Source organism: Pseudopedobacter beijingensis, from assembly GCF_042678145.1.
GTDB classification, from domain to species: Bacteria; Bacteroidota; Bacteroidia; order Sphingobacteriales; family Sphingobacteriaceae; genus Pseudopedobacter; species Pseudopedobacter beijingensis.
Genome location: NZ_JBHUDG010000003.1, coordinates 317,735 through 343,128, shown reverse-complemented (window position 1 = coordinate 343,128; position 25,394 = coordinate 317,735). Strand labels below are relative to the sequence as shown.

Below are 25,394 nucleotides of genomic sequence, written 5' to 3'. Positions count from 1 at the left end.
AATCGGTTGCAAAAATGATTTTTAATTTCTAGCTTTATCCTAACCAATTAGAATATCGGATACAGAGAATCTAATTAACCAGATATAAAAACATAATTATGGACCAATTAATAAAAAGCATGAAAAAAAACTACCCGAAAACTTAAGCTGTGCTTTGCTTGAAAAGCAACTTTTAATAACCTAAAAAGAAAATTGACTTAATATTTCTAATCATGAACAAAACCAAAAAGCATAAAAAAAATTTATTTTTATTGCTGTTTATTATGGCGATAAGTGTTCTGCCGTATGGCGCTTTTGCCCAAATTAATTTACGGGGAAAAGTTCTGGACGAAGCAGGACAGCCTTTACCTGGTGCAGCAGTTAAACTTAAAAATGGGACATCAGGAACTCTAACCGGAGCTAACGGTGACTTTGAGATAAAGGCTCCTTCATCAAATGTTATAATTGTTGTTTCCTATATCGGCTATATCAGTCAGGAAATAAGTGTGGCAGGGAAAACCAATGTTACCGTTACCTTAAATCCCGACCAAAAGAGTTTACAGGAAGTAATTGTAATAGGCTATGGTACCCAAAGAGCGGAAGCGGTAACAGGATCTGTAGCTACTGTGAGGGGGGATGTATTAAGAGAGGTGCCATCAACCAACATAACTCAGGCTATGCAGGGACGCTTGGCGGGGGTTGAACTCTCTCAAACTTCCTCTCAGCCAGGGGCTGCCATGCAAATCCGTATTCGTGGTACACGCTCATTGAATGCGACTAATGATCCCTTTATTGTTCTGGATGGAATTCCCTTTTCCGGCTCTATCAGTGATATAAATTCGGATGACATCAAAAGTTTAGATATATTAAAAGATGCTTCTGCTACGGCTATTTATGGGGCAAGAGGAGCTAATGGTGTTATTTTGATAACTACCAATAAAGGACAGGCAGGGCAGGCTGCCAAAGTTAGTTATAGCAGTTATATAGGAACAAAGGATGTTTTTTCAAAATACCCGATGATGAACGGGCAGGAGTTTGTTGCACTACGTAAAGCCGCTGGGAAATACACGAATGCACTGGACGAAGCAGATGATGTAAATACCGATTGGCAGGATCTGCTATACAGAAAGGGAATAATGACTAATCATGATGTGAATGTAACTGGTGGATTACAACAAGGTAATTATAGTTTCAGTGCAGGATATCTGGAAGATCAAGGAGTTATACCTACTCAACAATACAATAAATATTCTGTCAGAGGTAGCTTGGATCAAGGAGTAGGAAAGTACTTCCGTTTTGGTTTTACTACCAACACGAATTACAGTAAATCTCAGGGATCCAATGTAGGAATGTACGGAGTTCTAAGTATGTCACCTATAGCTAATCCCTACGATGCCAATGGAAACTGGAAGAGAACTATTAAAATGCCTTTAGATGAACAATGGTCTTATTCTAAAGATGTGGTAGAAAGTTTAAAAGATCAATGGCTGAGTGAGACAAGAGCATTAGGAAGCTATAACTCTATGTATGGGGAAGTTAAAATTCCGGGAGTAGAAGGCTTGAAGTATAAAGTGAATATAGGCTTAAACTACAGGCAAAGTAACGGAGGAAGCTATACAGGAGAAGGGATTAATAATACAAACCCATTAACACCATCGGCGGCTTCTATAAGTAATTCGCTGACCACCTCCTGGGTTATAGAAAATTTATTAACCTATGATCGCACATTTGCCGAAAAACATCAGATAAATGCAGTTGCATTATATTCTGCTTCTGAAGATAAATATAACAGTTCAAGAGTTTCGGCAAAGGATATCCCCGCGGATGCTTTCCAATTTTATAATTTAGGAAGAGCAGAGGGAGAAATAACGATAGACCCTACTCAGCAACCTTATACCTTAAGCGGTTTACTATCATGGATGGGGCGTGTAATGTATTCTTATGACAATAAATACATGATTTCTGCAACGTTACGTTCTGATGGTTCTTCTAGATTGGCACCAGGACATCAATGGCATACCTACCCCGCAATATCATTAGGTTGGAATATCAAGAAGGAATCGTTTATGAACAATATCGATTTTATTGATATGTTGAAATTGAGATTTGGTTTTGGACAAACTTCTAATCAGTCCGTTAAACCTTATGCAACACTAGGGCTTTTGAATACCAGGCCTTATAATTTTGGAGACACTTATTCTACGGGCTACTATGTTACAGAATTGCCCAACCCTGATTTAGGATGGGAGTTTTCTAAAACCACAAATTATGGCTTAGACTTTTCTTTACTAAAAAGCCGTTTATCGGGTACAGTGGAGTATTATGATACCCGAACACATGATCTTTTAATGCAAGTAAGTCTTCAAAATATGTCAGGAGTTAGCTCCTATACAGCTAATATTGGTAAAACCCAAAATAAAGGGATTGAGCTTTCGCTGAATGGCGTAATTTTAGAAGACCTGAATGGATGGAGATGGGAAGCTGGTATCAACTTATATACTAACCGAAATAAAATTGTAGAGCTAGCTTCCGGAACAACAGAAGATAAAACTAACTGGTGGTTTGTAGGTCACCCCATAGATGTTATTTACGATTATCAGAAAATCGGTATATGGCAGGAAAATGAGGCTACTGCCGTAAAGCAATATGAAGGATCTGCAGGACAGCCGGGAATGATTAAAGTTCTTTATTCAGGAGATTATAATGCCGATGGTTCACCAACGAGAACAATTGGTCAGGATGATCGTCAAATTATAAGCATGGAACCAAAACTTCAGGGGGGTTTTAATACAAGAGTGTCTTATAAAGGATTTGATTTTACCGCAGTCGGTGCTTTTAAAGATGGAGGCGTACTGATTAGTACCTTGTACTCCTCATCAGGATATTTGAATATGATGAGTGGACGCAGAGGAAATGTGAAAGTAGACTATTGGACACCTGAAAACCCAGGAGCGAAATACCCTAAACCAGGAGGTGTAATGGATGGCGATAATCCGAAATATGGCAGTACTTTAGGATATTTCGATGCATCCTATTTAAAAATAAGAGCATTAACATTGGGCTATAGTTTTGACAACAGCAAGTGGTTAAAGAAAATTGGTGTAGACGGATTAAGGTTATACGCCACTGCTCAAAATCCTTTTGTGTTATTCTCTCCTTATCATAAAGAGTCTGGCATGGATCCGGAAACGAATTCCTATGGAGACGAAAATGCAGCGGTAACAACAACCTATCAAAAGCGTTTGTTGACTTTGGGAACCAATGCTCCGTCAACACGAAACTATTTATTTGGATTGAACTTAAGATTTTAAAGATTGGAAACTATGAAACATTCACATATAAGAAATTTAGTTGGAGCAGCATTGTTTTCGATGCTTTCCGTAGGTTGTTCCAAAATATTGGAAGAACAACCACGTAGCAATTATACACCAGAATATTTTAAAACAGAAAAGGGAGTAAATGGAGGATTAACAGCATTGTATGCACATCTACGTTATGTTTATGGACAGGCCTATTATTACAATACTTGTTTGACAGGTACTGATGAGGTTACCTATGCTCAAAGTGCTGATCAAAACTTTAAGGATATGGATCTTTCTGGTGTTGGAGAAATCACAGGATCCAGTAGTCGAACAGATGCATTATGGAATGCAGCTTTTCCTGGTATAAATACTGCAAATGGAATTATTGAAAATGCAGAAGCAGTAGGAACCATTTCAAGAGCTTTAATAGCAGAAGCCAGATTCTTTAGGGCATTTGATTATTTTGTATTGGTGCAAACCTTCGGGGGAGTCCCTTTAGATTTAGGTTCAGGAGAGTTGAAATTTAATATCAACCCAGTCAGGGCTTTTAAACGAAATACAGTGCCGGAAGTTTATACGAAAGTTGTATTCCCAGATTTATTAATAGCGGTAAATGACTTACCTGTTAGTGGACGTGTAACGGGTGGTGCTACAAAAACATTGGCTCGTTTGTATTTGGCAAAAGCGTATCTGACTTACGGCTGGTGGTTACAAAACCCCAATAATATTCCCACATATCCTGAGACAGCTCGCACAGATCCAGACGGGCATGATGCTGCCTGGTATTTTCAGAAAGCCTATGATATAGCAACAGATGCTATAAATAGTCCCGGTCCATTTAAGCTACAAGAGACATTTTATGATGTGAATCTGGGCACAAATGATCGTAATGCAGAGATTTTATTATATGCAGATCATACGGAATCTAGTGAATATTATAATGCATCCAGTTTGACTTATAGCAATGGTCAGGCACCGGAGAATTTTGCCGGTTGGATGATGACCTGGAACTATACGGAAATTCAGAGCGGAACAGATGTCGCCTGGACAAATAAAGTAAACTCTGTTCAGCGTGAAGCTGTGCAAGCTTTAGGCCGTCCGTGGACCCGGATGTGTCCGACCATTGGCGTAATAGAGAATACATTCGCTGATAAGACTCTGGATTCGAGATATGATGGAACATTCACTACAGTGTACCGAGGTAACTGGCAGAAAAACAATGTAAACTTAGCTTCGGTATACAACGCAAATAATTTGCCAGTAGCCCAGGGAGGTGCAATATTAACTTTCCTTAATGAAGAACCGGCTACAGCCATAACATATCCCAGCGGAGCGGGTAAAAGTAATATAGGCGTAGGGGAATTGGCAGGTCGCTCTGATTTTGTCGTATCTCCGGAAGGAATTAGCAGGATAGTTTATCCGGGTTTGTGGAAGTTGGGACCATATAGAACAGATAATGGTACTGGTTTAGGACAGCCTAATGCAGCAAGTACAAGACCATTTAATATTGCTAAATTCTCCGAATTATATTTTATTGCAGCGGAAGCTGCAGTTAAAGGAGCCACCGTAAAAGCGGGACAAAGTGCAAGAGAGTTGATAAATGTTATCCGGTCGAGAGCGGGTAAATGGCGTTGGGATAATGGAGGGAATATAGCAAAAGTACAGGATAATAGCTCCGATATGGTAGCCGCAACACCAGTAGCTATTGATATCAATTATATTTTAGCGGAGCGTTCCCGTGAGTTTTATGGAGAAGGGTATCGTTGGTATGATCTTGTTCGTACACAAAAATGGAATGAATTAGCTTCTGCTTATCGTATAGGGGGAGCCAATAAAGGGGATCATACACCTCAAACGGTTACCAGGACAATTTTACCATACCATTATATGAGACCGGTTCCATACGGAGAGATAGCCGGAATGGAAATAAGTGCTGAGGAAAAAATTAAGTTCCAAAACCCGGGCTATCAGTAGCCTGAGTTGTTATTATATTAAGTTCGGGTTATTATCAATGGAGTTATCGATAATAATCCGAACTTTTTTGTTTAGACTGTTCGCACACTTCTCAACTTATAATATGTCGATGGAATTTTTGAAATTTATAGTTTTACTGCTATCGATTTTTTGTTTTATTATAAAGGTTTTTAATGAGTTATAAACTTTTATAATAAAAAATAATGCAACCGGTTGCATTATTGGATTTTAATTTTTAATTTTATTTCACTGGAAAATTTAGAGTGTGCATTGTAAATTTTTTTGGGCCAATTTTTAAACCAAGCTACTCAAGAAAATACGCATGGTGATTCTCAAGTTTGTTGACCCAGACTTTTAAAATATTATATAAACCTTTTAATTATGAGAATTTCATACTTATCCTTTTGTAGGCAAATAGGGACGAATCTACTCAAGTATTTCTGTCTTTGTTTTGTTCTTGGAATCGCTGTAGGGGAAGTAATGGCACAAACCAACATTGCCATTAGTGGGAAGGTTGTTGATGAAACCTCCCAACCACTAACAGGAGTGTCTGTGCAGTTAAAAGCTGGCGGGGCAGCCACAATGACTGCGGTTGACGGTACATTTAAGTTAAATGTACCGTCAAATAGCATTCTTGTTTTTTCCTATTTAGGCTATATATCGCAGGAAGAAACAATAGGTAGTCAGCCTAAGATTTTAGACATCAGAATGGAACCTGCTGTAAGTGCTCTTAATCAGGTAGTGGTTATTGGTTATGGAACGCAGAAACGTTCTGATCTTACGGGTTCTATAAGTTCTATAGGGGAGAAAACCATAGCAGAGTCTGGAGTTATAGCTATAGATCAGGTGTTGCAAGGAAGAGTTGCAGGGGTGCAGATGCAGCAGAACTCGGGAATGCCGGGCTCCAGTAATACGGTTCGTGTTAGAGGTATTAATTCACTCAGTGCCTCTACAGAGCCTATTTATGTAATAGATGGTGTGATTATAGAAGGAGGGGCTTCCAGTGGTGCAAATACCAATACCAACGCACTGGCATCCATTAATCCTACAGATATTGTTTCGATAGATGTATTAAAGGATGCTTCGGCTACCGCTATTTATGGCTCCAGAGCATCTAACGGAGTTATCGTTATTACTACCAAAAGAGGAAAGTCAGGAACATCCACTATTAGTTATTACGGGAGTATGGGGATGCAGCAGCTCCCTAAGAAAATGGATATGCTTAATCTTAGGCAATACGCCGAACATCGCAATGTACTGGCAAGCTATAGTCTTATCAACCCAAATAATAATTTCATCAATCCAGAATTATTAGGAGAAGGAACAGATTGGCAGGAAGAGCTATTTAACAATGCATCTTTATATAATCATAACCTTTCGGTGTCAGGAGGAAATGGAGGTAACACTTATTCATTAATAGGAGGTTATACAGATCAGGATGGTATAGCCGCAGGTTCAGGATTTAAACGTATTACTTTAACAGGTAATTTTGATTCACAGGTTAAAAGTTATCTGAAGGCGGGAATTAACTTTTCTTTCAATAATCTGAAACAACGATTAACGGTATCCGATCAATCTTTGATTGCAACAGCTTTAAGAACCACACCGGATGTACCGGTACGAAATTCTGATGGATCTTTTGCTGCTTCTGATGAACAGTTTATGCCTACCAATCCCATGGCTATGGCTATGCTTATAAATAATAGAATGGAGTCCTATGGGATACGTGGCAATACCTATGTTTCTGCAGATATTATTAAGGGATTAAATTTCCGTTCGGAAGTAGCTTTTGATTTTAATACACCAAATAGTTATCGTTTCCAGCCGACTTATTATTTATCATCTACACAATTTATGGATGATAACGAAGGGACTTATTCAAAACAATTTAATAAGTTTTGGACCTGGCGTAATATTTTAACATATACCAAAAGCTTTGGTGTCCATAATATTAATGCCATGTTAGGGCAGGAAATGCAAAAGAATTCTTGGGAGTATCTAGGCGGTTCGCGTACGGGCTACACCACAAATGGATCTACAGATCTTAATCTTGGTGATGCTACTACAGCAGCAAATACAGGATATTCGGGAGCAAGCGCTATACTTTCCGAATTTGGACGGGTATTTTATTCTTATGATGATCGGTATTTGTTAACGACTACTTTACGACGAGACAGATCTTCTAAATTTGCACCGCAAAATCGTACAGGGTGGTTTCCTTCAGCAGCTTTTGCATGGAAGGTTTCCAATGAAAAGTTTCTGAAAGATAATTCCTCTATCAGTGACCTGAAAGTCCGTTTAGGTTGGGGATTGGTTGGAAACCAGAATATTCCTGATAATTATGCGTATCTGGCGACTTATGGTACCGCTACCACAAATTGGGGAACGGGTCTTATTGCCAGAAATACACCTAACGAAGATTTAAAATGGGAGAGTACCCAATCCAGTAATATTGGTGTAGATGTTTCTTTATGGCAGGATCGTATTAGTCTAACAGTAGATGCTTACTATAAAAAGACGGAAAACTTGTTGATGCAGGCTTCCCTTCCTGCTTATGCCGGAACAAGTGGTACCGGATCAAGTGCCCGTCCCTGGGTGAATTTGGGGTCCATTGAGAACAAAGGCGTTGAATTCTCTTTGTCTACGCTTAATATGAAGAACGAAAGCTTTAGCTGGCGTACCAATGCGGTATTTTCTTTAAACAGAAATAAAGTATTATCTATAAATACTCAAACAGGAACGGATGAACGTTATTTGGTAGATGGGTCTGATCGTCAGTTAATTAATAAAACAGTTGTTGGACAATCTATAGGGCAATTTTATGGTTATGAAGTTATAGGTAGGTTTGAAAAAGCAACCGATTTTTATTATAAAGATGCCAATGGGAATATAAAAAGAACTCCCGTGATGTCTGATCTGCCTATTGACGAACAAAGCGGACTTTGGATAGGAGACTATATTTACAGAGATGTTAACAAAGACGGAATAATAGACGAGGAAGATAGAACTTTTATAGGTAACCCTGAACCCAAATTTACTTTTGGATTGGGTAATACATTTAATTACAAAAACTGGGATCTGTCCGTTTTTCTTACAGGTTCTGTTGGCAACGACGTTATTAATTATTCACGTCGTTCTTTGGAAAACCCAAGGAGAAATACATCCAATTTGTATACTACAGCTTTAAATTATGCTAAACTGGGACTGATAGATCCTAACGGGCCGAATGATTACCGAAATGTTATGATAACAGGAGGAGATTGGGACATGAGCCGCTTGGCTGTTGGTCAAAAAGCATCAGATTATAATTATGTGTTAAGCAATCGTTTTATTGAAGATGGTTCCTATCTAAGAATCCAGAATATTGCGTTGTCGTATAATTTCTCATCAAGATTATTGAACAAGATTAATATTCAGAACCTAAAAGTGTTCGCTAATATTCAGAACCTGTATACGTTTACCAAGTATTCGGGCTACGATCCTGAAATTGGTATCTCTTATAGTGGCGGAAGCCAACTGAATGGAGTAGATAATGGCCGTTATCCTACCCCGCGTATGTACACAATTGGTCTAAACCTTAGCCTGTAGTATTATGAAAAGAAAATTAAAAATAACAAGATATATAGGGATTGCCGCACTGATGGGATGTGTTCCTCTTCAGCAATCTTGTAAAGATTTTTTGGATATTACTCCTAATGATCAGATTGTAGGAGAAAGCCTGACGGCAGAGAATTTGCCCTCTCTTACCTCTCCGTTATATAATGTTGTATGGGCAGATTTTAATGAGAAGTTTTATTTTGGTTTAGGAGATGGGGCCTCTTATAATTTGTATGCGCCCTATTCAGACTATGTATATCCTTTTGCAGATTTAGCTGTTACTGGTATTACGGGGCCTTTAGTACAAGCCTGGCAATCTTTTTATGTCGTTGTTCAACAAGCCAACAAGGTAATTATCAGTATAAAACAAAGTTCAGCAACAGAAGCGCAAAAACAACAATATATTGCTGAGGCGCGATTTATGAGAGGAGTAGCTTATTGGTATCTGGCTTCTTTGTGGGGAAATGTTCCTATTACCGAAGACCCCAGCGCAATAGTCAATCAGCCGGTAGTGAATACCAATCCCAGAAAAGATGTTTTTGAATTTGCTATTCGGGATCTGGAGTATGCTGCAAAATATCTTCCTGCAACTTCTCCGCAATTGGGAAGATTGAATAAGTATTCCGCTTACGGCATGTTGTCCAGAGTATATCTGGCCTACTCGGGATATATTGACAACTCGGGTAATGCAAATGGGGGAACACGAAATCAACAATATCTTGATTTAGCAAAAAATGCAGCCCGTGTAGTTATTAACCAAAGTAATTTTCATTTGATGGATTATTATCCTGATTTATTTAAAGTAGAAAATAATAATAACACAGAGTCTATGTTTGCCCTTCAGTGGGTACCAGGTTTAAATAATAGTACAGGTTGGGGATATATTAACCCGCATCAGGCATATTTTGCATACAGCTCTGAAATTACCGGAGATGATGCTGCCTGGGGGGGCTGGACCAGAGCAACGTATGATGTTATTAAGGAATATAATCCAAGAGATTCAATTAGGAGAAAAGCAACCTGGATAGGTTACGGTGATTTTTACGCAGAAATCAATAAGGCAAATGGAGGTTTATTGAACGATCGCGGTGATGGACGGCAGTATCTGAATGTTAAAAAAGGTGTTGTGGGCTCGTCCAAAGATAATCCAGGAGTTGGACGTATGAACTCTGCTTTGAATACTTATATGATGCGATTAGCCGAAGTATACTTGAATTACGCTGAAGCTATTCTGGGAAATTCAGGATCGACAAGTGATGGTGATGCAACTGAATATTTTAATAGAGTACGTAAAAGGGCAGGAATGCCGGAAAAGACAAGTATAACCTATGAAGATATTCGTTACGAGAGACGTGTAGAATTTTGTATGGAAGGGCAATATTGGTATGATCTGGTGAGCAGAGCATTCTATAAACAACAGGAAGTAATTAACTATATAACGGCTCAGAGTAGAAATACCATTATTCCGTTTTTATTTGAAGCTCCAAATGTTTTACAAATAGATCCTGATCGGGCTAGTTCACCTCGGGCTGTTGGTGCGGTAACACCGTCTATATTCGTAATGCCTTATCCAGAATCAGAGCTTCTTCAAAACCCTCTGCTAAAGGAAGCTCCGGTACCGTATGTATTTACAGAGGTAAGAATTACCGATTTGTTTGATTAAAACTAAAGAAGACATGAAAAGTTTAAATATGAAATTTTTTACGGAAACCCGATATATCCTTCTTGGTATCCTTTTGATGACATCCGGATTGTTTGGGTGTAAAAAAGACAAAAATGAAAGCAGCGGTCCTGTAGCAATTAACGCCGTGTATTTACAGAATGTAAATTCAGATGTAAAAGATCGTAAAGTAGAATTTGCCCGCTTAGGTCAAACCATAAGGATAGAAGGAACAGGTTTTATGGGAGTTCAACAAATATATGTTAACGGTTATAAAACTTCTTTTAATCCGGCTTTAATGACTGACAACAATATATGGCTTTCTATTGGAGCAAAAACACCAACTTTAGATGCTGATCCGGAAAAGCGCAACACGATTATTATGGAAAAAAATGGACAGCAGACGATATATTCATTCGAAATCCGTTCTTCTGCACCATCAATCTCGTCTGTTTCGCATACCATGCCCAAGGCAGGAGAAAAGATTACAATTTATGGTTCCGGTTTGCAGGCCATACAAAGCGTAACTTTTCCAGGAAATATCGTAGTAACGGAAGGAATAGAATCAGATGATGTAGATGGTAAATATTGCACTGTAATTGTTCCTGCGAATGTATCTGCAGACGGGGGAGCACTATTATTACTTGGTGCTAACGGCGGAGCCTATTCTCCTGCTTATTTTAACTTTAAAAAAGGATTGCTACATAATTTTGATGATGTAAATACACAATCGTGGAGCCAGGGTAGAATATCGGATGATTTAGATGTACTATTACCCGGTAGTGGCAACGGACCAAAATCACAAGGAAAATATCGTTCATTAAATAAAGATGGAGAAGTTATTAATGCCTCAGATGCTTTGGTAGATGTTACACGCTATTGGATTAACAATGGTGTTTGGGCAAGTAAGATAACCAATGAAGTTATACCTGCTGCTACACCAACAGATCAGGTGGCTATACAAATGGATATTTATGTAGCAGGAGATTGGAATTCTGGTAATATCCGTTTTGTGGTGGCAGATGGTTTCGGGGCAAGTCGTTATGCACTGCTATATGCACCATGGGAATCTAATGGAGCAAGAGTACCTTTTGTCAATCCCGGTTCATGGTTTACCATCACCTTACCTTTTAGTGGCAGTGCTGATTTTAAAGATAAAACTTTTGGAGATGTGCTGACAGTGATTTCAACAGTTACCTACGCACAGGCCGGTCCTTGGTTAGAGAATGGACCTATAAACGGAGTCGTGGCACAACCGACCAATGTTAATATTTATTTTGATAATATCAGGATTGTACCGTTGAATAAACCAGTGTACAGCGATTTTGATTAAACATCATTTAGAACTTATCATAAGATATTATTATGAAAAAGAAATTGAATAAATCATGGAACCAGGCTCTGTTTGTAAGTGCTATTGCATTAACAACTTTCAGTTCCTGCGAAAAAAATATGGATTGGGGCAGAGATCCTATGTATGGTGAAGTTACTACGGCAGAACTCCCACTCGCTTTAAAAGAAGCTATATCACGTTACGAACCATTAAAAAACTACGCTAAAGACTACTCTATCGGAATTGGTATTAGCGAAGATTTGTATAACTCTGAAGAGGTGTATAGAAATATTGTTAATGCCAATTTTAAAGAAGTTACGCTGTCTAACTCTATGAAACACCGATGGATGGTAGGTAGTAACGGGCAATTGAATTTCACAGCAGTAGATGCGGCTATAGATAAATTCACTCAGGCAGGATTAAAGGTTTATGGACACACATTAATTTGGCATCAGAACCAGAATGCAAGTTATCTGAATAGTTTAATTGCGCCTGTTATTGTTCCGGTAGCAGGAGGAAGCATATTAGATATAAGTACACTTGCAGATGGCTCTTTCACAGGGTGGAGTCGCCCAAATAATCAGGTAGGCATCAGTAAAGTAAATAATGTGGGATTGAGTAATGGTCCCGCTCTGCGTTTTGAAAATCCGACTTCAGGAGCAGAATACCTAACTCAATTGATCAGTCCGGATATCATAGCAGTCCCTGGTCATAAATATGAAGTATCATTCTGGATAAAGTCAGACAATGCAGGAGAGGGGCGCTTGTCCTTCTCAGGTATGTCTAATGGATATCCTTATGTAAATGGTAAAAAACTTTTTACAACTTCTGGTGCATGGACACAAGTTACATATAACACCTCTACTATTGGAGATACATGGACTGCCAGTGCCGACAAAATAAAAATATCCTTTGATATGGGAAGTACTGCAGGGGTTTATTATGTTGATATTAATTCTATCAGCGTAATAGATAAAGATGCACCGGAAACAGCTTTTAATTATGTAACCAATGGTGATTTTGAAACAGGTGCATTGGGAGGTTGGGTTGCAACCCAAGCAAGTGGAGTGGGTGTTTCTGTTTCAGCCGAGGATAAACACTCTGGAACCTATTCTGTAAAAATGATATCACCTGCAACAGCTTCAGCAGCATATAATATACAGTTACAGAGTCCTTCAATTACAGCAACGGCAGGTAAGGATTATACCTTGTCTTTTTATGTGAAATCTAATACCGATGGCAAAGGAAGGATTTCTTTTCCTGGACTTTCTGAAGAATATCCTTGGATGGATTGGAAGGGAACAGGGTCGGGATCAGAAGCGTTTACAACCAGTACAAGCTGGTCACTAATCAGTGTTGATTTAAATAGCCTGTCTTATAAATCAGGAAGCAATAGCTTTAAATTAAGTTTTGATATGGGGTATCTACCTAATGTAACATACTATATAGACGATATTAAGCTGGTAGAAAAAGGAGCGACAGGTGGAGGTGGACAACCTATTAAAATCGAAAAAACAGATCAGGAAAAGAAACAAATTATTTCTGATGCCATGAAAAGCTGGATTACCGGAATGGTTGGCCATTATAAAGGAAAAGTTCATGGTTGGGATGTGGTGAATGAAGCCATGACAGAATCCGGAGCTCTACGTACAGGAACTTCTGTGGCCGATAAAGCTGCTGATGAGTTCTACTGGCAGGACTATATAGGAGAAGATTTTGCAGCCGATGCTTTCAAATTTGCTAAACAGGCAGATCCTGACGCTAAACTATTTATTAATGATTATAATTTAGAAACACCAGGATTGACTAAATTAAATGGGCTTATCGACTTTGTTTCAAAAATAGAGAGTAAAGGCGCAAATGTGGATGGTATTGGAACACAGCTTCACGTTTCTATTACTTCCAATAAAGAAGGCATTGCTCGTATGTTTGAAGCCATGGCTGCTACAGGAAAATTGGTAAAAGTAACCGAATTGGATGTCAAAGTAGGCACCAATGCACCTACTCTAGAACAATATGCAGAACAGGCAGAAATGTACCGTTACATTGTAGAAATGTATAATAAGTATGTGCCTAAGGCACAGCAATATGGTATTACCGTATGGAGTGTTTCTGATAATGATAAAGAACATGAATATTGGATTCCGGATGACGGACCAAATTTATGGGATAAGAACTATCAGCGTAAACATGCTTACAAAGGCTTTGCTGATGGGTTAGCGGGAAAAGATGTGAGCGCAGACTTTAGTGGCGAATTGCAAAAGTAAAAAACAAAATAAAGAAGAATTTGGTATGACACTGACAGGAAAAGAAACTGTCAGTGTCCATGCGTAATTGCAGGAGGGTATAACCTGCTGAAATCTGTTCAGAAATAATGAAATTAAAAATAGCTTTAAGTGTATTTACGTTATTCCCTTTCTTTGGAGCGTTAGTTTATGGACAGAATCTTAATAATACCAGACAAAAAGAGCAATTAAATCAAGGTTGGAAATTCTATAAATACCAAGCAGATGAAACACCGGATAATCTCATTTATGACGTTCGTCCAGAAGTTAATGAGTATAAAGACAATATCCCTGCAGATAGTAAACCCACCGATGCTGTAAAAGTTCAGGCCGATAAATCTGTTTTAAAATCCTGGATTTTACCATCAGGGAATGATTTTATAAAAGATCCGGCAAAAAGATACTTGAGGCCAGTGGGGAATCCTGGAGAGCAATTTCCTTTTGTACAAAAAAGCTTTGATGACTCTACATGGGAATCAGTTCAGTTACCACATGATTGGGCGATAAAAGGACCGTTTTATGAAGGATGGGATACAGAAATAGGAGGTGGAATGGGACGTTTGCCAGTGCAGGGTGTGGCTTGGTATCGGAACAAAATATCCATTCCACAATCAGATAAGGGAAAAAGAATTTATTTGGATGTAGACGGCGCCATGTCTTATGCAATGGTATGGGTAAATGGTAAACTTGCCGGAGGCTGGCCATTTGGCTATACCTCGTGGAGTTTAGATATTACCCCTTATCTGGATTTTGGAAAAGAAAATCAGATAGCTATACGTTTAGATAATCCAGCAAATTCATCACGCTGGTATCCGGGAGCAGGTTTGTATCGGAATGTATGGTTAACAAAAGTTGCCCCGGTACATGTAAAAACTTGGGGTACGTTTGTAACAAGCAAAAATATAAGTGCAAAATCGGCAAACGTTAATTTAAATATAGAATTGCTTAATCAATCGCCACAAAAACAAATCGTAAGTATATCTACCGAAATATTTCAGTTAGGAAAACAAGGAGAAAAACTTCAGAAAGTTGCTTCAGATAAAGCTGTTTCTAAAAGTCTGGATGCTAATACATCAACTGTGGTAAAAACATCATTAGATATCCAAAATCCAAAATTATGGAAAGTGTTGCCTCAGGATGGACAAAATCTATACATAGCGGTAACACAGGTGAAATCTGGAAATCAGCTTGTCGATATTTATGAAACGAAGTTTGGTATTCGTGATCTTCATTTTGATGCCAAAAAAGGTGTTATTGTAAATGGCGAAAAAGTCTATATCAAAGGAGTCAATCAGCACCATGATTTAGGTGCTTTAGGTGGAGCTTTTAACCAGAAAGCTGCAAGACGTCAACTAGAATTGCTAAAAGAAATGGGCTGTAATGCAATCAGGATGGCTCATAATCCACCGGCTCCGGAATTGTTAGATTTAACAGACGAAATGGGTTTTTTGGTGATCGACGAAATTTACGACTCATGGGAGAAAAAGAAAACACCATTGGATTTTCATTTGATTTTTCCGGATTGGTACGAACAGGATTTAAGGGCATTGATAAGACGGGATAGAAATCATCCATCAGTTATCATGTGGAGTTATGGAAATGAGGTGGGAGAGCAATATACAGAACAAGAAGGCACCGAATTAAGTCGTAAGCTGAATGCCATTGTAAAAGATGAAGATACTACAAGACCTACCACGGTTTCTATGAATTATGCAAAGCCAAATATGCCTTTTTCTGGTGTGACAGATGTGATTAATCTGAATTATCAGGGCGAAGGGATTAGAAACGGAGCAGGTTATGAGGGTTTGAAGGGAATAACGACACCGCCCTTGTACACTGCATTTCATGATAAATATCCTGACAAAATGATTATCAGTAGTGAAAATGCAGCTACATTGAGTAGCAGAGGCGAATATTTATTTCCGGTAACGAATTTAAGCAGCGCACCGGCAAAAGATGGTTCGGGGGCAGACCCTAAAACTATGCAGGTAAGTGCTTACGAATTGTATTCTGTAGAATTTGGTTCTTCCGCAGACAAGGTTTTTGCAGCCACAGAACAGCATCCATTTGTTGCAGGAGGCTTTGTTTGGTCTGGTTGGGATTATCTGGGAGAACCTACACCATATTATCTGGCAAGAAGCTCTTATTTCGGGATTATTGATTTGGCAGGTTTCAAGAAAGATCGGTTTTATCAATATCAGGCGCATTGGCGTCCCGATTTTCCAATGGTACATATATTACCACATTGGACCTGGCCAGAAAGAACAGGGTTGACTACACCTGTTCATGTTCTTACCTCAGGAGACGAAGTAGAATTATTCTTAAATGGAAAATCCTTAGGAAAGAAAAGAAAAGGACAATACGAATATCGTTTGCGTTGGGATGACGTGAAATATGAAGCTGGCGAATTAAAAGCAATAGCCTATAAAAATGGAAAGATATGGTCAGAAAATAGTGTGAAAACAGCTGGGAATGCCACAAAATTGGTGCTGAAATCAGAAGATAAAACTATTCGTTCTGATGGTGAAGATCTAACTTTTATTACAGTGCAGGTTTCGGATAATAACGGAATAATGGTACCAAAAGCTAAGAATCGTATTCGTTTTTCTATAGAAGGGCCGGGTGAAATTGTAGCAACAGACAATGGTGATCCCACGGATTTAACTTCTTTTGCCGCATATCAGCGTAATGCATTTAATGGATTGTGTTTAGTGATTGTGAAGGCTCAGCAGGATAAAACAGGTGTCCTAAAAATAAAAGCTGAAGCCGATGGATTGATTTCAGGTGAGATACCCATAAAAATTAGCAACTGAAAAGATCTGAACTAATAAGAGCGAGTTCTCCAACTCGGTTGGTTAAATATATAAATTGGTTTCAGAAGTGGCTGTAGAAATACAGCCGCTTTGTTTAATTTTAGTTAGTTTTTTACGAAAGATATATGAAAATTGTAACCTCTAAATCAGCTTTTCGAAAGCTAAGTGCTTTAATAATATTAATCAGTATATCTCTGTTTCAATCTATACAGGCTCAGGATAAAATTACCATCAAAAACCCTATACTAAAAGGTTTTTACCCCGACCCGAGTATAGAAAAAGTGGGTGATGACTACTACCTTATTAATTCGACTTTCTCCTATTTTCCTGGCATTCCTATTTTTCATAGTAAAGATTTAAAGAACTGGAAGCAAATAGGAAATATTATTGACAGACCAGAGCAAATGGACTTTATGGGAGAACGGATGACAAGGGGCTTATTTGCCCCGGCAATTAGTTATCATAAAGGTGTTTTTTATGTGGTTTGTACAGATATAGATAACGATGGCAATTTTGTCGTTACGGCTACTAATCCGGCAGGCCCGTGGTCAAAACCTGTAAAGTTGCCGGAAGTAAAAGGAATAGACCCTTCTATTTTTTTTGATAACGATAAAGCATATATCATTTACAACAGCGATGCCCCGGATTTTAAACCTTTGTACGATGGACATAGAACCATCAGGATGTACGAGTTTGATTATCAAAACCTGAGAGTTAATGGGCAAGAAACTATCTTGGTAAATGGAGGTGTTGATCTTGCTAAAAAACCTGTCTGGATAGAAGGGCCACATCTATATAAAAGAGGAGAATATTATTACTTATGTGCTGCGGAAGGTGGAACTTCAGTAAACCATTCTCAGGTTATTTTTAGAAGTAAGGATGTTAAAGGTCCGTTTATTCCTTGGGATAAAAATCCAATCCTAACACAAAGAAACTTAAGCCCAAACAGGCCAAATCCGATTACATCAACAGGTCATGCTGATTTGGTAGAAGGGCCGGATGGGAATACTTATGCTGTTTTTTTAGCGGTAAGGCCTTATTCCGGTGATTATTATAATACCGGCCGTGAGACCTTTATAGCCCCGGTAAAATGGACAGAGGATGGTTGGCCAATTATCAATCCAGATCATAAAGAGATACAATACGAATATACTTTCAATTGGAAAGAGCAAACAGAAAAAGCGCCATTCCCTTTAAATGGTAATTTTCAGCAACGTTATATTTTTAAAGATACCATCGCTAATTCTCTGCTGTTTATGCGAACGAAAGACGACTCCTGGTATTCGCTTTCTAAGCAGAAAGGGTTGATATTGAAGCTGAAGCCTGAGACAATTATGCAAGAAGGTAATCCCGCATTTATCGGTCGACGTCAGCAACATTTAAAAATGGAAGCAAGTACCGACATGGAGTTTACTCCACAGAATGGAAATGAGACAGCAGGGATTATCATATTTCAGAGCGAAAAGCACTTTTATTATATGTGTAAATCAAAGTTTCAGAAATACGATGTCATTCAGCTTTACCGAGGCGATGCTAATAATCCCTTTATGGATTTAGTAACTCAAAAACAGACTAAGAAGTCGGCTAAAGTACAGTTAAAAATTGTAGCTGATGGTGCGAGTTATTCGTTTTATTATGCGGAAAAAAAAGACGAATGGAAACCACTTAGAGAAAAGATGGATGGAAGGTATCTCAGTACAAAATCAGCAGGAGGTTTTGTAGGGTGCTTAATTGGTGTATATGCCAGTTCAAACGGGCAAGCTTCCACTAACCAAGTGCATTTTAAATACCTGGATTATTTAGGAAAAGACGATTTATAGACTTAATCCATAATCGTCGAGGTGTCTAAAAAGAGAGATTTCTCTGTCAGGCTGAGGCACTCGAAGCCTTTCATATCCATTGTAGGACAATCGACTTGTCATGGCGAGGCTTTCGAACCATCAGTGTGAGTGCTTTTTATACACCCTCCTCTGGGATAAGAGGGAAGATTGTTATTGCTTGCGGTTAACAGATCCTGAAACAAGTTCAGGACGACTTAATTAAGAGTGATTATGCCGCAATAAGATGTATTAAACAATCAATAAACATATTATGAACCAAAAGCAAAGTAGATGAAAAAGCAGTTATTAATCATTTCGCTCTCTTTAATTACATTTTTAGCTTACGCGGATGTTAAGTTACCACGTTTGGTAAGCGATGGCATGGTACTGCAAAGAGATCAAAAAGTTAAAATATGGGGTTGGGCAGATCAAGGGGAAAATATTAAGCTAGATTTTCGGAACAAGAGCTATCAAACCCAGGCAGATAATATGGGGAATTGGTCTATAGAATTACCGCAAATGAAAGCTGGTGGGCCATATCAGATGTCTATCGTAGGAAAAAACAAGGTAGAATTACAAAATATTCTGGTAGGTGATGTTTGGATCTGTTCTGGTCAGTCTAATATGGAATTGCCGGTAGATCGTGTAAAAGTGAAATATCCGGGTTTGGTAGAAAATAGTAAAAATAATTATATCAGGCATTTTGCAGTAAATACGACTTACGAATTTAACGAGCTGAAAAAAGATTTTGCTACAGGCGAATGGAGAACCGCGTCTCCGGAAAATGTAGGCGCTTTTACGGCTGTAGGCTACTTCTTTGCCAAAGCACTTTACGAAAAATATCATGTGCCTATTGGTCTGATCCGGATTGCTGTTGGGGGTTCTCCGGCAGAAGCTTGGTTACCAGAACAAAGCATTGCAAAGTATCCAAATTATAATCAGTTGCTGAAAAAATATCAGCATAAAGCAACGGTGGATAGTATTATCCGAGCAGATAAAGCCGGTGTCGATGCATGGAATAGTCGTATCGATCAAGAAGATTCGGGGCTAAAAGATCATTGGTTGAACAATGACTACAACTTTGCAAATTGGGATAAAATGAGTGTTCCGGGATTATGGAAAACCAATCCTTTCATTGCGAATGAACAAGAGGCACATCTAAATGTTGTAGGGAATGTAAGAAATAGCGGGGTAATCTGGTTTAAAAAAGAAGTCAACCTGACAAGATCACAGTTAAACCAACCGGCAATGCTCATTCTGGGAGCCTTGGTAGACCGGGATGAGGCTTATGTAAACGGTGCAAAAGTAGGGACGACAGGCTATCAGTATCCGCCAAGAAGATATAATGTTCCTGAAGGGACATTAAAAGAGGGGAAAAATATCATTACGGTCAGATTGGTTGCAAATAATAGAAACGGGGGATTTGTACCTGATAAATTTTATGGTTTAACATTGGGTAAGGATACCGTTTCTTTGACCGGAGATTGGTATTATAAAGTAGGTTATGCTTCTACGCCAATGCCATCCAATCAGGTAACTTTCCATTATCAGCCCTCAAGTTTGTTTAATGCTTTGGTTGCACCGTTGAAAAACTATGCTAAAAAAGGGGTGATTTGGTATCAGGGAGAATCTAATACCAAAAATCCTAAAGAATATGAGAACCTGTTTGCTGATTTGGTGAAAGATTGGAGAACTTATTTCAATCAGCCAAAAATGCCTTTTCTATATGTTCAATTAGCTAATTTTATGGAAGAGAGTGCTGTTCCGCAGGAAAGTAATTGGGCCGAGATGCGGGAGGTTCAGCGAAAAGCATTAGAAATTCCTCATACAGCAATGGCCGTTATTACCGATGTGGGCGAGTGGAATGATATTCATCCTTTAGATAAAAAAGCAGTTGGCGATAGACTGGCTTTAGCAGCAGAAAAGGTGGCTTATGGAGATAAAAAGGTGGTTTACTCCGGGCCAACTTTAAAATCTTACGAAATAAAGAATGGTCAGTTTATACTGACTTTCGAGAATGTTGGTTCTGGTTTGATGAGTAGAAATAACGAGGAGTTAAAACATTTCGCTGTTGCGGATGCTTCTGGGGATTTTAAATGGGCAAAAGCTAAGATAGAAGGAAATAAAGTCATCGTTTGGAGCGATGAGGTTAAAGATCCTAAACGTCTAAGATACGGTTGGAGCCATAATCCCGCGAAAGCGAATCTGTATAACAAAGAAGGTTTACCGGCATCAGCTTTTCAGGTGCCTTAACATTTTTGGATAATTAACTGCAAAGGATACAAAGAGCTTAAAGTTTAAAAAGAACAGGTTCTTTGATTAAAAAATATAAACATGAATCAGAAGAGTTTAATCGTTTATTTAGTAGGCTGTTTTTTCTGTGTACTTGCAGGTAGCAGCACTTTAAAAAGTCAGGAAATACCCTATAGGTTTAGAGATCCGGATGCACCCATAGAGGAGCGCATAGAAAATCTATTGGGCTTACTCACTTTAGAAGAAAAAGTCGGGCTGATGATGAACAGTTCTAAACCTGTAGCCCGATTAGGGATACCGGCGTACGATTGGTGGAATGAAGCTTTGCATGGCGTGGCAAGATCTGGAAAAGCGACCGTTTTTCCCCAAGCTATTGGTATGGCGGCAACCTGGAATGAACCCGGACACAAGCAGACATTTGATATTATTTCTGATGAAGCCAGAGCGAAATATAACGAAGCGGTTAAAAGTAATCAGAGAGGAAGATATTATGGTTTGTCTTTCTGGACGCCGAATATCAATATTTTTAGAGATCCAAGATGGGGTAGAGGGCAAGAAACCTACGGAGAAGACCCGTATTTGACCACGCGGTTGGGTGTAGCGGCTGTTAAAGGTTTACAGGGAAACGACCCTAAATATTTTAAAACCCATGCCTGCGCCAAGCATTTTGCCGTACATAGCGGTCCCGAGTGGAACAGACATTCTTATGATGCTACTGCATCGGGAAGAGATTTGTGGGAAACCTATCTTCCCGCATTTAAAGCGCTGGTGAAAGAAGCCAATGTACAAGAAGTGATGTGTGCTTACAATGCTTTTGATGGCCAACCGTGTTGTGGTAGCGATCGTTTGTTAACAGATATTTTAAGAAATAGATGGGAGTATAAAGGGATTGTAGTTTCCGATTGTTGGGCGATTGATGATTTTTTCAAAAAAGGACATCACGAAACGCATGAAGATGCCGCTTCAGCATCGGCAGATGCAGTAAGGCATTCCACCGATTTAGAGTGCGGCAGTGCTTATGCCAGTTTGGTCGATGCCGTTAAACAGGGTTTTATTTCTCAGCAACAGATGGATGTTTCTTTGCGAAGGGTGTTGAGAGGTTGGTTTGAATTGGGGATGTTAGATCCGACAAATCGTTTGCCATGGAGTAATCTGCCTTATAGTACTGTAGCTTCCAAAGCGCATATCCAGCAGGCATTAAAAGTAGCAAGAGAGTCTATGACTTTGCTGAAGAATGAAAAATCGGTACTGCCTTTAAGTAAGAGTGTGATGAAAATAGCCGTTATTGGACCTAATGCGGCAGATAGCGTGATGCTCTGGGGCAATTATAATGGAACACCAACCGCTACTGTTACCATTTTACAGGGGATAAAAAATAAATTGCCGAATGCGGAGATTATTTATGATAAAGGAAGTGATTGGGTAGATCCCTGGGTGCGAACTTCTCTATATGCAGGATTTTCAGAGTCAGCTAAGGGACAAAAGGGATTGAAAGTGGAGTTTTTTAATAATGCTGAATTGGCTGGAAACCCGGAAGCTACCGTTATCAATACCTTAGGGATAAATTATAATAATGCGGGCGGAACCGCTTTGGCTCAGGGGGTTAATTTGCAAAATACCTCTACCAGAATATCAGGAATATTTACTGCTCCTTATACCGGTGAAGTGGCTTTTAAAGCCAACGCTTCGGATGGTTATATACTTTATATAGATGGGAAATCAGTTTTAGCTAAAAAAGGAAGGGAAGCTTCTATAGGTACAGAGTATTCGATGAGGGTAGAAAAAGGAAAAAAATATTCTGTTGTATTAGAACATAAACAGGTTGGAAGATCTGTAAATATTGGTTTTTCGGTATTCAAAAAAGATAAAGCAGACTTTACGACCTTAACGAAACGTTTAAAAGATGTAGATGCTATTGTGTATGTTGGTGGATTGTCTCCACAGTTAGAAGGCGAAGAAATGCCGGTAAATGCAGAAGGATTTAGGGGAGGAGATAAGGTTTCCATCGATCTGCCTAAAATACAGCGTGAATTGCTGACATCCTTAAAAACGATAGGAAAACCTGTGGTTTTTGTTTTATGTACCGGCAGCTCTTTGGCTTTGGAGCAGGATGAGAAAAATTATGATGCGCTGTTATGCGCCTGGTATGGTGGGCAAGAAGCTGGGACGGCTGTAGCTGATGTGCTGTTTGGAGATTATAATCCGGCAGGAAGATTACCTGTAACTTTCTATAAAAGTCTGGCCCAATTAGATCAGGCACTTTTAAAAACAGCTGATACCAGCAAACAAGGCTTCGAAAATTACAGTATGAAGGGAAGAACGTACAGATATATGGATACGAAGCCTTTATACCCTTTTGGTCATGGCTTAAGTTATTCTAAATTTGAGTACGGAAACGTGAATTTAGGAACCGATGTGATAAAATTGGAAAAAGGTTTACGACTGAGTATACCAGTGACTAACGCATCTTCTTTAAAAGGAGAAGAAGTAGTACAGCTTTATGTGAAAAGAAATGGAGATCCCGATGCTCCGGTTAAATCTTTAAAAGGTTTTAAACGGGTAGCTATAGATGCAGGAAAAACACAATACGTAGATTTCGACCTTTCGGCGGAAGCCTTTGAATTTTACGAAGTATCTGTAGATGGGCTTATTCCTAAAGTAGGCGATTACACGATAATGTATGGAGGTTCTTCAGATGATGAAAATCTGAAATCTGTTGCTGTAAAGGTTGTTCTGTAGGAATTTAGATGCTTATTTTCCACATCGTCCTTTTGTAGAGATACGATGTGGAAAATAGATTTTTTTAATAAAAGCCGTCCTGGCGAGACCGTTTCATTTAAAACTATATCCAAAATTAAATCATCTTGGGATGTTTCGCTCCATTATGACAGGTAGCACATGATATGGCTTTTAAAGAGCCGTCTTCCTGCTTTTTATTAAAATAGCTTTTGTTGATCTTTGTTGTCATACGCATCATTTTGCGGGCAATTTCTTTGTGTTTGTTCTCATCGCTTGCAAAGTCTAGTTTGGATGGATCATCTTTTCTTGCAGCATGGCAAAAATTACACTTTACGCCTAAAGCTACTTTAAAATCATCCATGATGTTCTTAAGTTCATCATGACTAATATTTTTCGGTAATACTTTTAGATTTTTAGCTTTCTGGTCCTCCTGTTGCGGTGCAAATGCACTCATTAAGGCAACAAAACACAAGATGGCTGAGATGGTTATAATTTTTTGGTATCTCATTTTAGATAGTTTATTGGTATAGTACTAATGTAAGAAAAAGTGAAAAAAGAAGGAATTATAAAGTGAAGAGATGAAAAGTCATTATGAAATATTAGATTCTTGTTAGTAGTAAGAACACGTACGGTTTTAGGCTTTATATACTCCTATACAAACTTGTTTTTTTATCGCCAAACCTTTCAATTAAACCAAGTTGTACACCATTCTTTAAATCCCGGCTTGCTGTTGCAGATGAAATTTCGGAGTAGTGTTTCATGTAATCTTTTCTGGAAAACTCCTGTTTGTTTGTTTCCAGAAATATTTCCAGTCGTTCTCTTTCGTTTAATTTTCTTGAAGTATTTTCTAATAATTCAACCAAGGAGGAATCAATTATACCCAGCATATATTCAATAAATATAGTGGAGTGCCCACGTTTATCCGAAACAGAAAGTGCATTATAATATTCTTTCTGATGTTTAGAGATCAGCGTTTCAAAAGGCAGAAACTCGAATAGCGGAAATTCGTCCATTAAAATCAATGTTTGCCAGAGCCTTCCCATTCGTCCATTCCCATCTAAAAACGGATGAATAAACTCCATCTCATAATGAAAAACACAGCTTTTAATGAGTGTTAACTCAGATTTATCTTTTAAATATTTGAAAAGATCACACATTAAAAAACTAATATTCTCAAAAGGAGGCGCTATATGCTCGATATTTGTACCTTTTACAATACCTACACTTTTATTCCTGTATCTTCCTGGGGTTTCAATCAATCCGGTCATCAGTAATTTATGTGCTTTTAAAAAGTCCTTTTCTGAGTAAGATTTTAAATGGCCAAGCACTTTATAAACGGTGAGTGCATTTAAAACTTCTTTGATGTCCCTTTCTGGTCCGACTACCCTTTTATTTTCCAGAATAGAAGTAATCTGATCTTCAGAAAGTGTATTACCTTCAATATTTAGCGAAGCGTGAATCGTTTTGATTTGATTTTGTTTACGAAGTTTCGGATTCGATTTAACTAGATGTTTGGCATTAATTTCTCCTATTTTCTGAGAAATAGATGAAATTAAAGAAAGGATTTTAGAGGTTATCTGATATGGAGGTTTCACTTTGATACTATCATTTGATACTATCAAATATAAAATTTTAACAA

The 25,394-nt window shown here is 38.5% G+C and carries 12 protein-coding genes; 10 read left to right on the top strand and 2 right to left on the bottom strand.

Annotated elements, in window-relative coordinates:
- The first annotated feature begins 212 nt into the window (after window positions 1–212).
- The 10 genes from ACFSAH_RS03195 to ACFSAH_RS03150 all read left to right on the top strand — a co-directional run bounded on the left by ACFSAH_RS03195 (window position 213) and on the right by ACFSAH_RS03150 (window position 23,755).
- Window positions 213–3,290, top strand: coding sequence for a SusC/RagA family TonB-linked outer membrane protein (locus ACFSAH_RS03195; protein WP_379661250.1), 3,078 nt, complete (start codon window positions 213–215; stop codon window positions 3,288–3,290).
- 12 nt (window positions 3,291–3,302) lie between these two features.
- A complete protein-coding gene (locus tag ACFSAH_RS03190; protein WP_379661249.1) occupies window positions 3,303–5,255 on the top strand; it encodes a RagB/SusD family nutrient uptake outer membrane protein in 1,953 nt (650 codons plus the stop codon).
- Between the two features lie 480 nt (window positions 5,256–5,735).
- Window positions 5,736–8,843: a SusC/RagA family TonB-linked outer membrane protein gene (locus tag ACFSAH_RS03185; RefSeq protein ID WP_379661248.1), complete on the top strand. Its 3,108-nt coding sequence runs from the start codon at window positions 5,736–5,738 to the stop codon at window positions 8,841–8,843.
- A gap of 4 nt (window positions 8,844–8,847) precedes the next feature.
- Window positions 8,848–10,515 carry a RagB/SusD family nutrient uptake outer membrane protein gene (locus tag ACFSAH_RS03180; protein ID WP_379661247.1) on the top strand — a complete coding sequence of 556 codons (1,668 nt, stop codon included), beginning with the start codon at window positions 8,848–8,850 and terminating at the stop codon, window positions 10,513–10,515.
- Between the two features lie 28 nt (window positions 10,516–10,543).
- Window positions 10,544–11,845: a glycan-binding surface protein gene (locus ACFSAH_RS03175; RefSeq protein WP_379661246.1), complete on the top strand. Its 1,302-nt coding sequence runs from the start codon at window positions 10,544–10,546 to the stop codon at window positions 11,843–11,845.
- A 32-nt stretch (window positions 11,846–11,877) separates the two neighbouring features.
- Window positions 11,878–14,112, top strand: coding sequence for an endo-1,4-beta-xylanase (locus tag ACFSAH_RS03170; protein ID WP_379661245.1), 2,235 nt, complete (start codon window positions 11,878–11,880; stop codon window positions 14,110–14,112).
- A 107-nt stretch (window positions 14,113–14,219) separates the two neighbouring features.
- On the top strand, window positions 14,220–16,943 hold the full coding sequence (gene galB / locus ACFSAH_RS03165) for a beta-galactosidase GalB (RefSeq protein ID WP_379661244.1): 2,724 nt from the start codon (window positions 14,220–14,222) through the stop codon (window positions 16,941–16,943).
- A 125-nt stretch (window positions 16,944–17,068) separates the two neighbouring features.
- Window positions 17,069–18,763: a glycoside hydrolase family 43 protein gene (locus ACFSAH_RS03160; protein ID WP_379661243.1), complete on the top strand. Its 1,695-nt coding sequence runs from the start codon at window positions 17,069–17,071 to the stop codon at window positions 18,761–18,763.
- Window positions 18,764–19,054: 291 nt separating this feature from the next.
- Window positions 19,055–21,016: a sialate O-acetylesterase gene (locus tag ACFSAH_RS03155; protein ID WP_379661242.1), complete on the top strand. Its 1,962-nt coding sequence runs from the start codon at window positions 19,055–19,057 to the stop codon at window positions 21,014–21,016.
- A gap of 81 nt (window positions 21,017–21,097) precedes the next feature.
- Window positions 21,098–23,755: a beta-glucosidase gene (locus ACFSAH_RS03150; protein WP_379661241.1), complete on the top strand. Its 2,658-nt coding sequence runs from the start codon at window positions 21,098–21,100 to the stop codon at window positions 23,753–23,755.
- A 115-nt stretch (window positions 23,756–23,870) separates the two neighbouring features.
- Here ACFSAH_RS03150 and ACFSAH_RS03145 read toward each other — a convergent pair whose 3' ends face one another.
- Both ACFSAH_RS03145 and ACFSAH_RS03140 read right to left on the bottom strand, forming a co-directional pair.
- Window positions 23,871–24,263 (bottom strand): c-type cytochrome, encoded by a 393-nt coding sequence (locus tag ACFSAH_RS03145; RefSeq protein WP_379661240.1) that lies wholly within the window; start codon window positions 24,261–24,263, stop codon window positions 23,871–23,873.
- 133 nt (window positions 24,264–24,396) lie between these two features.
- Complete coding sequence (locus ACFSAH_RS03140; protein WP_379661239.1) at window positions 24,397–25,377, bottom strand: Fic family protein; 981 nt, start codon at window positions 25,375–25,377, stop codon at window positions 24,397–24,399.
- Between the last annotated feature and the right edge of the window lie 17 nt (window positions 25,378–25,394).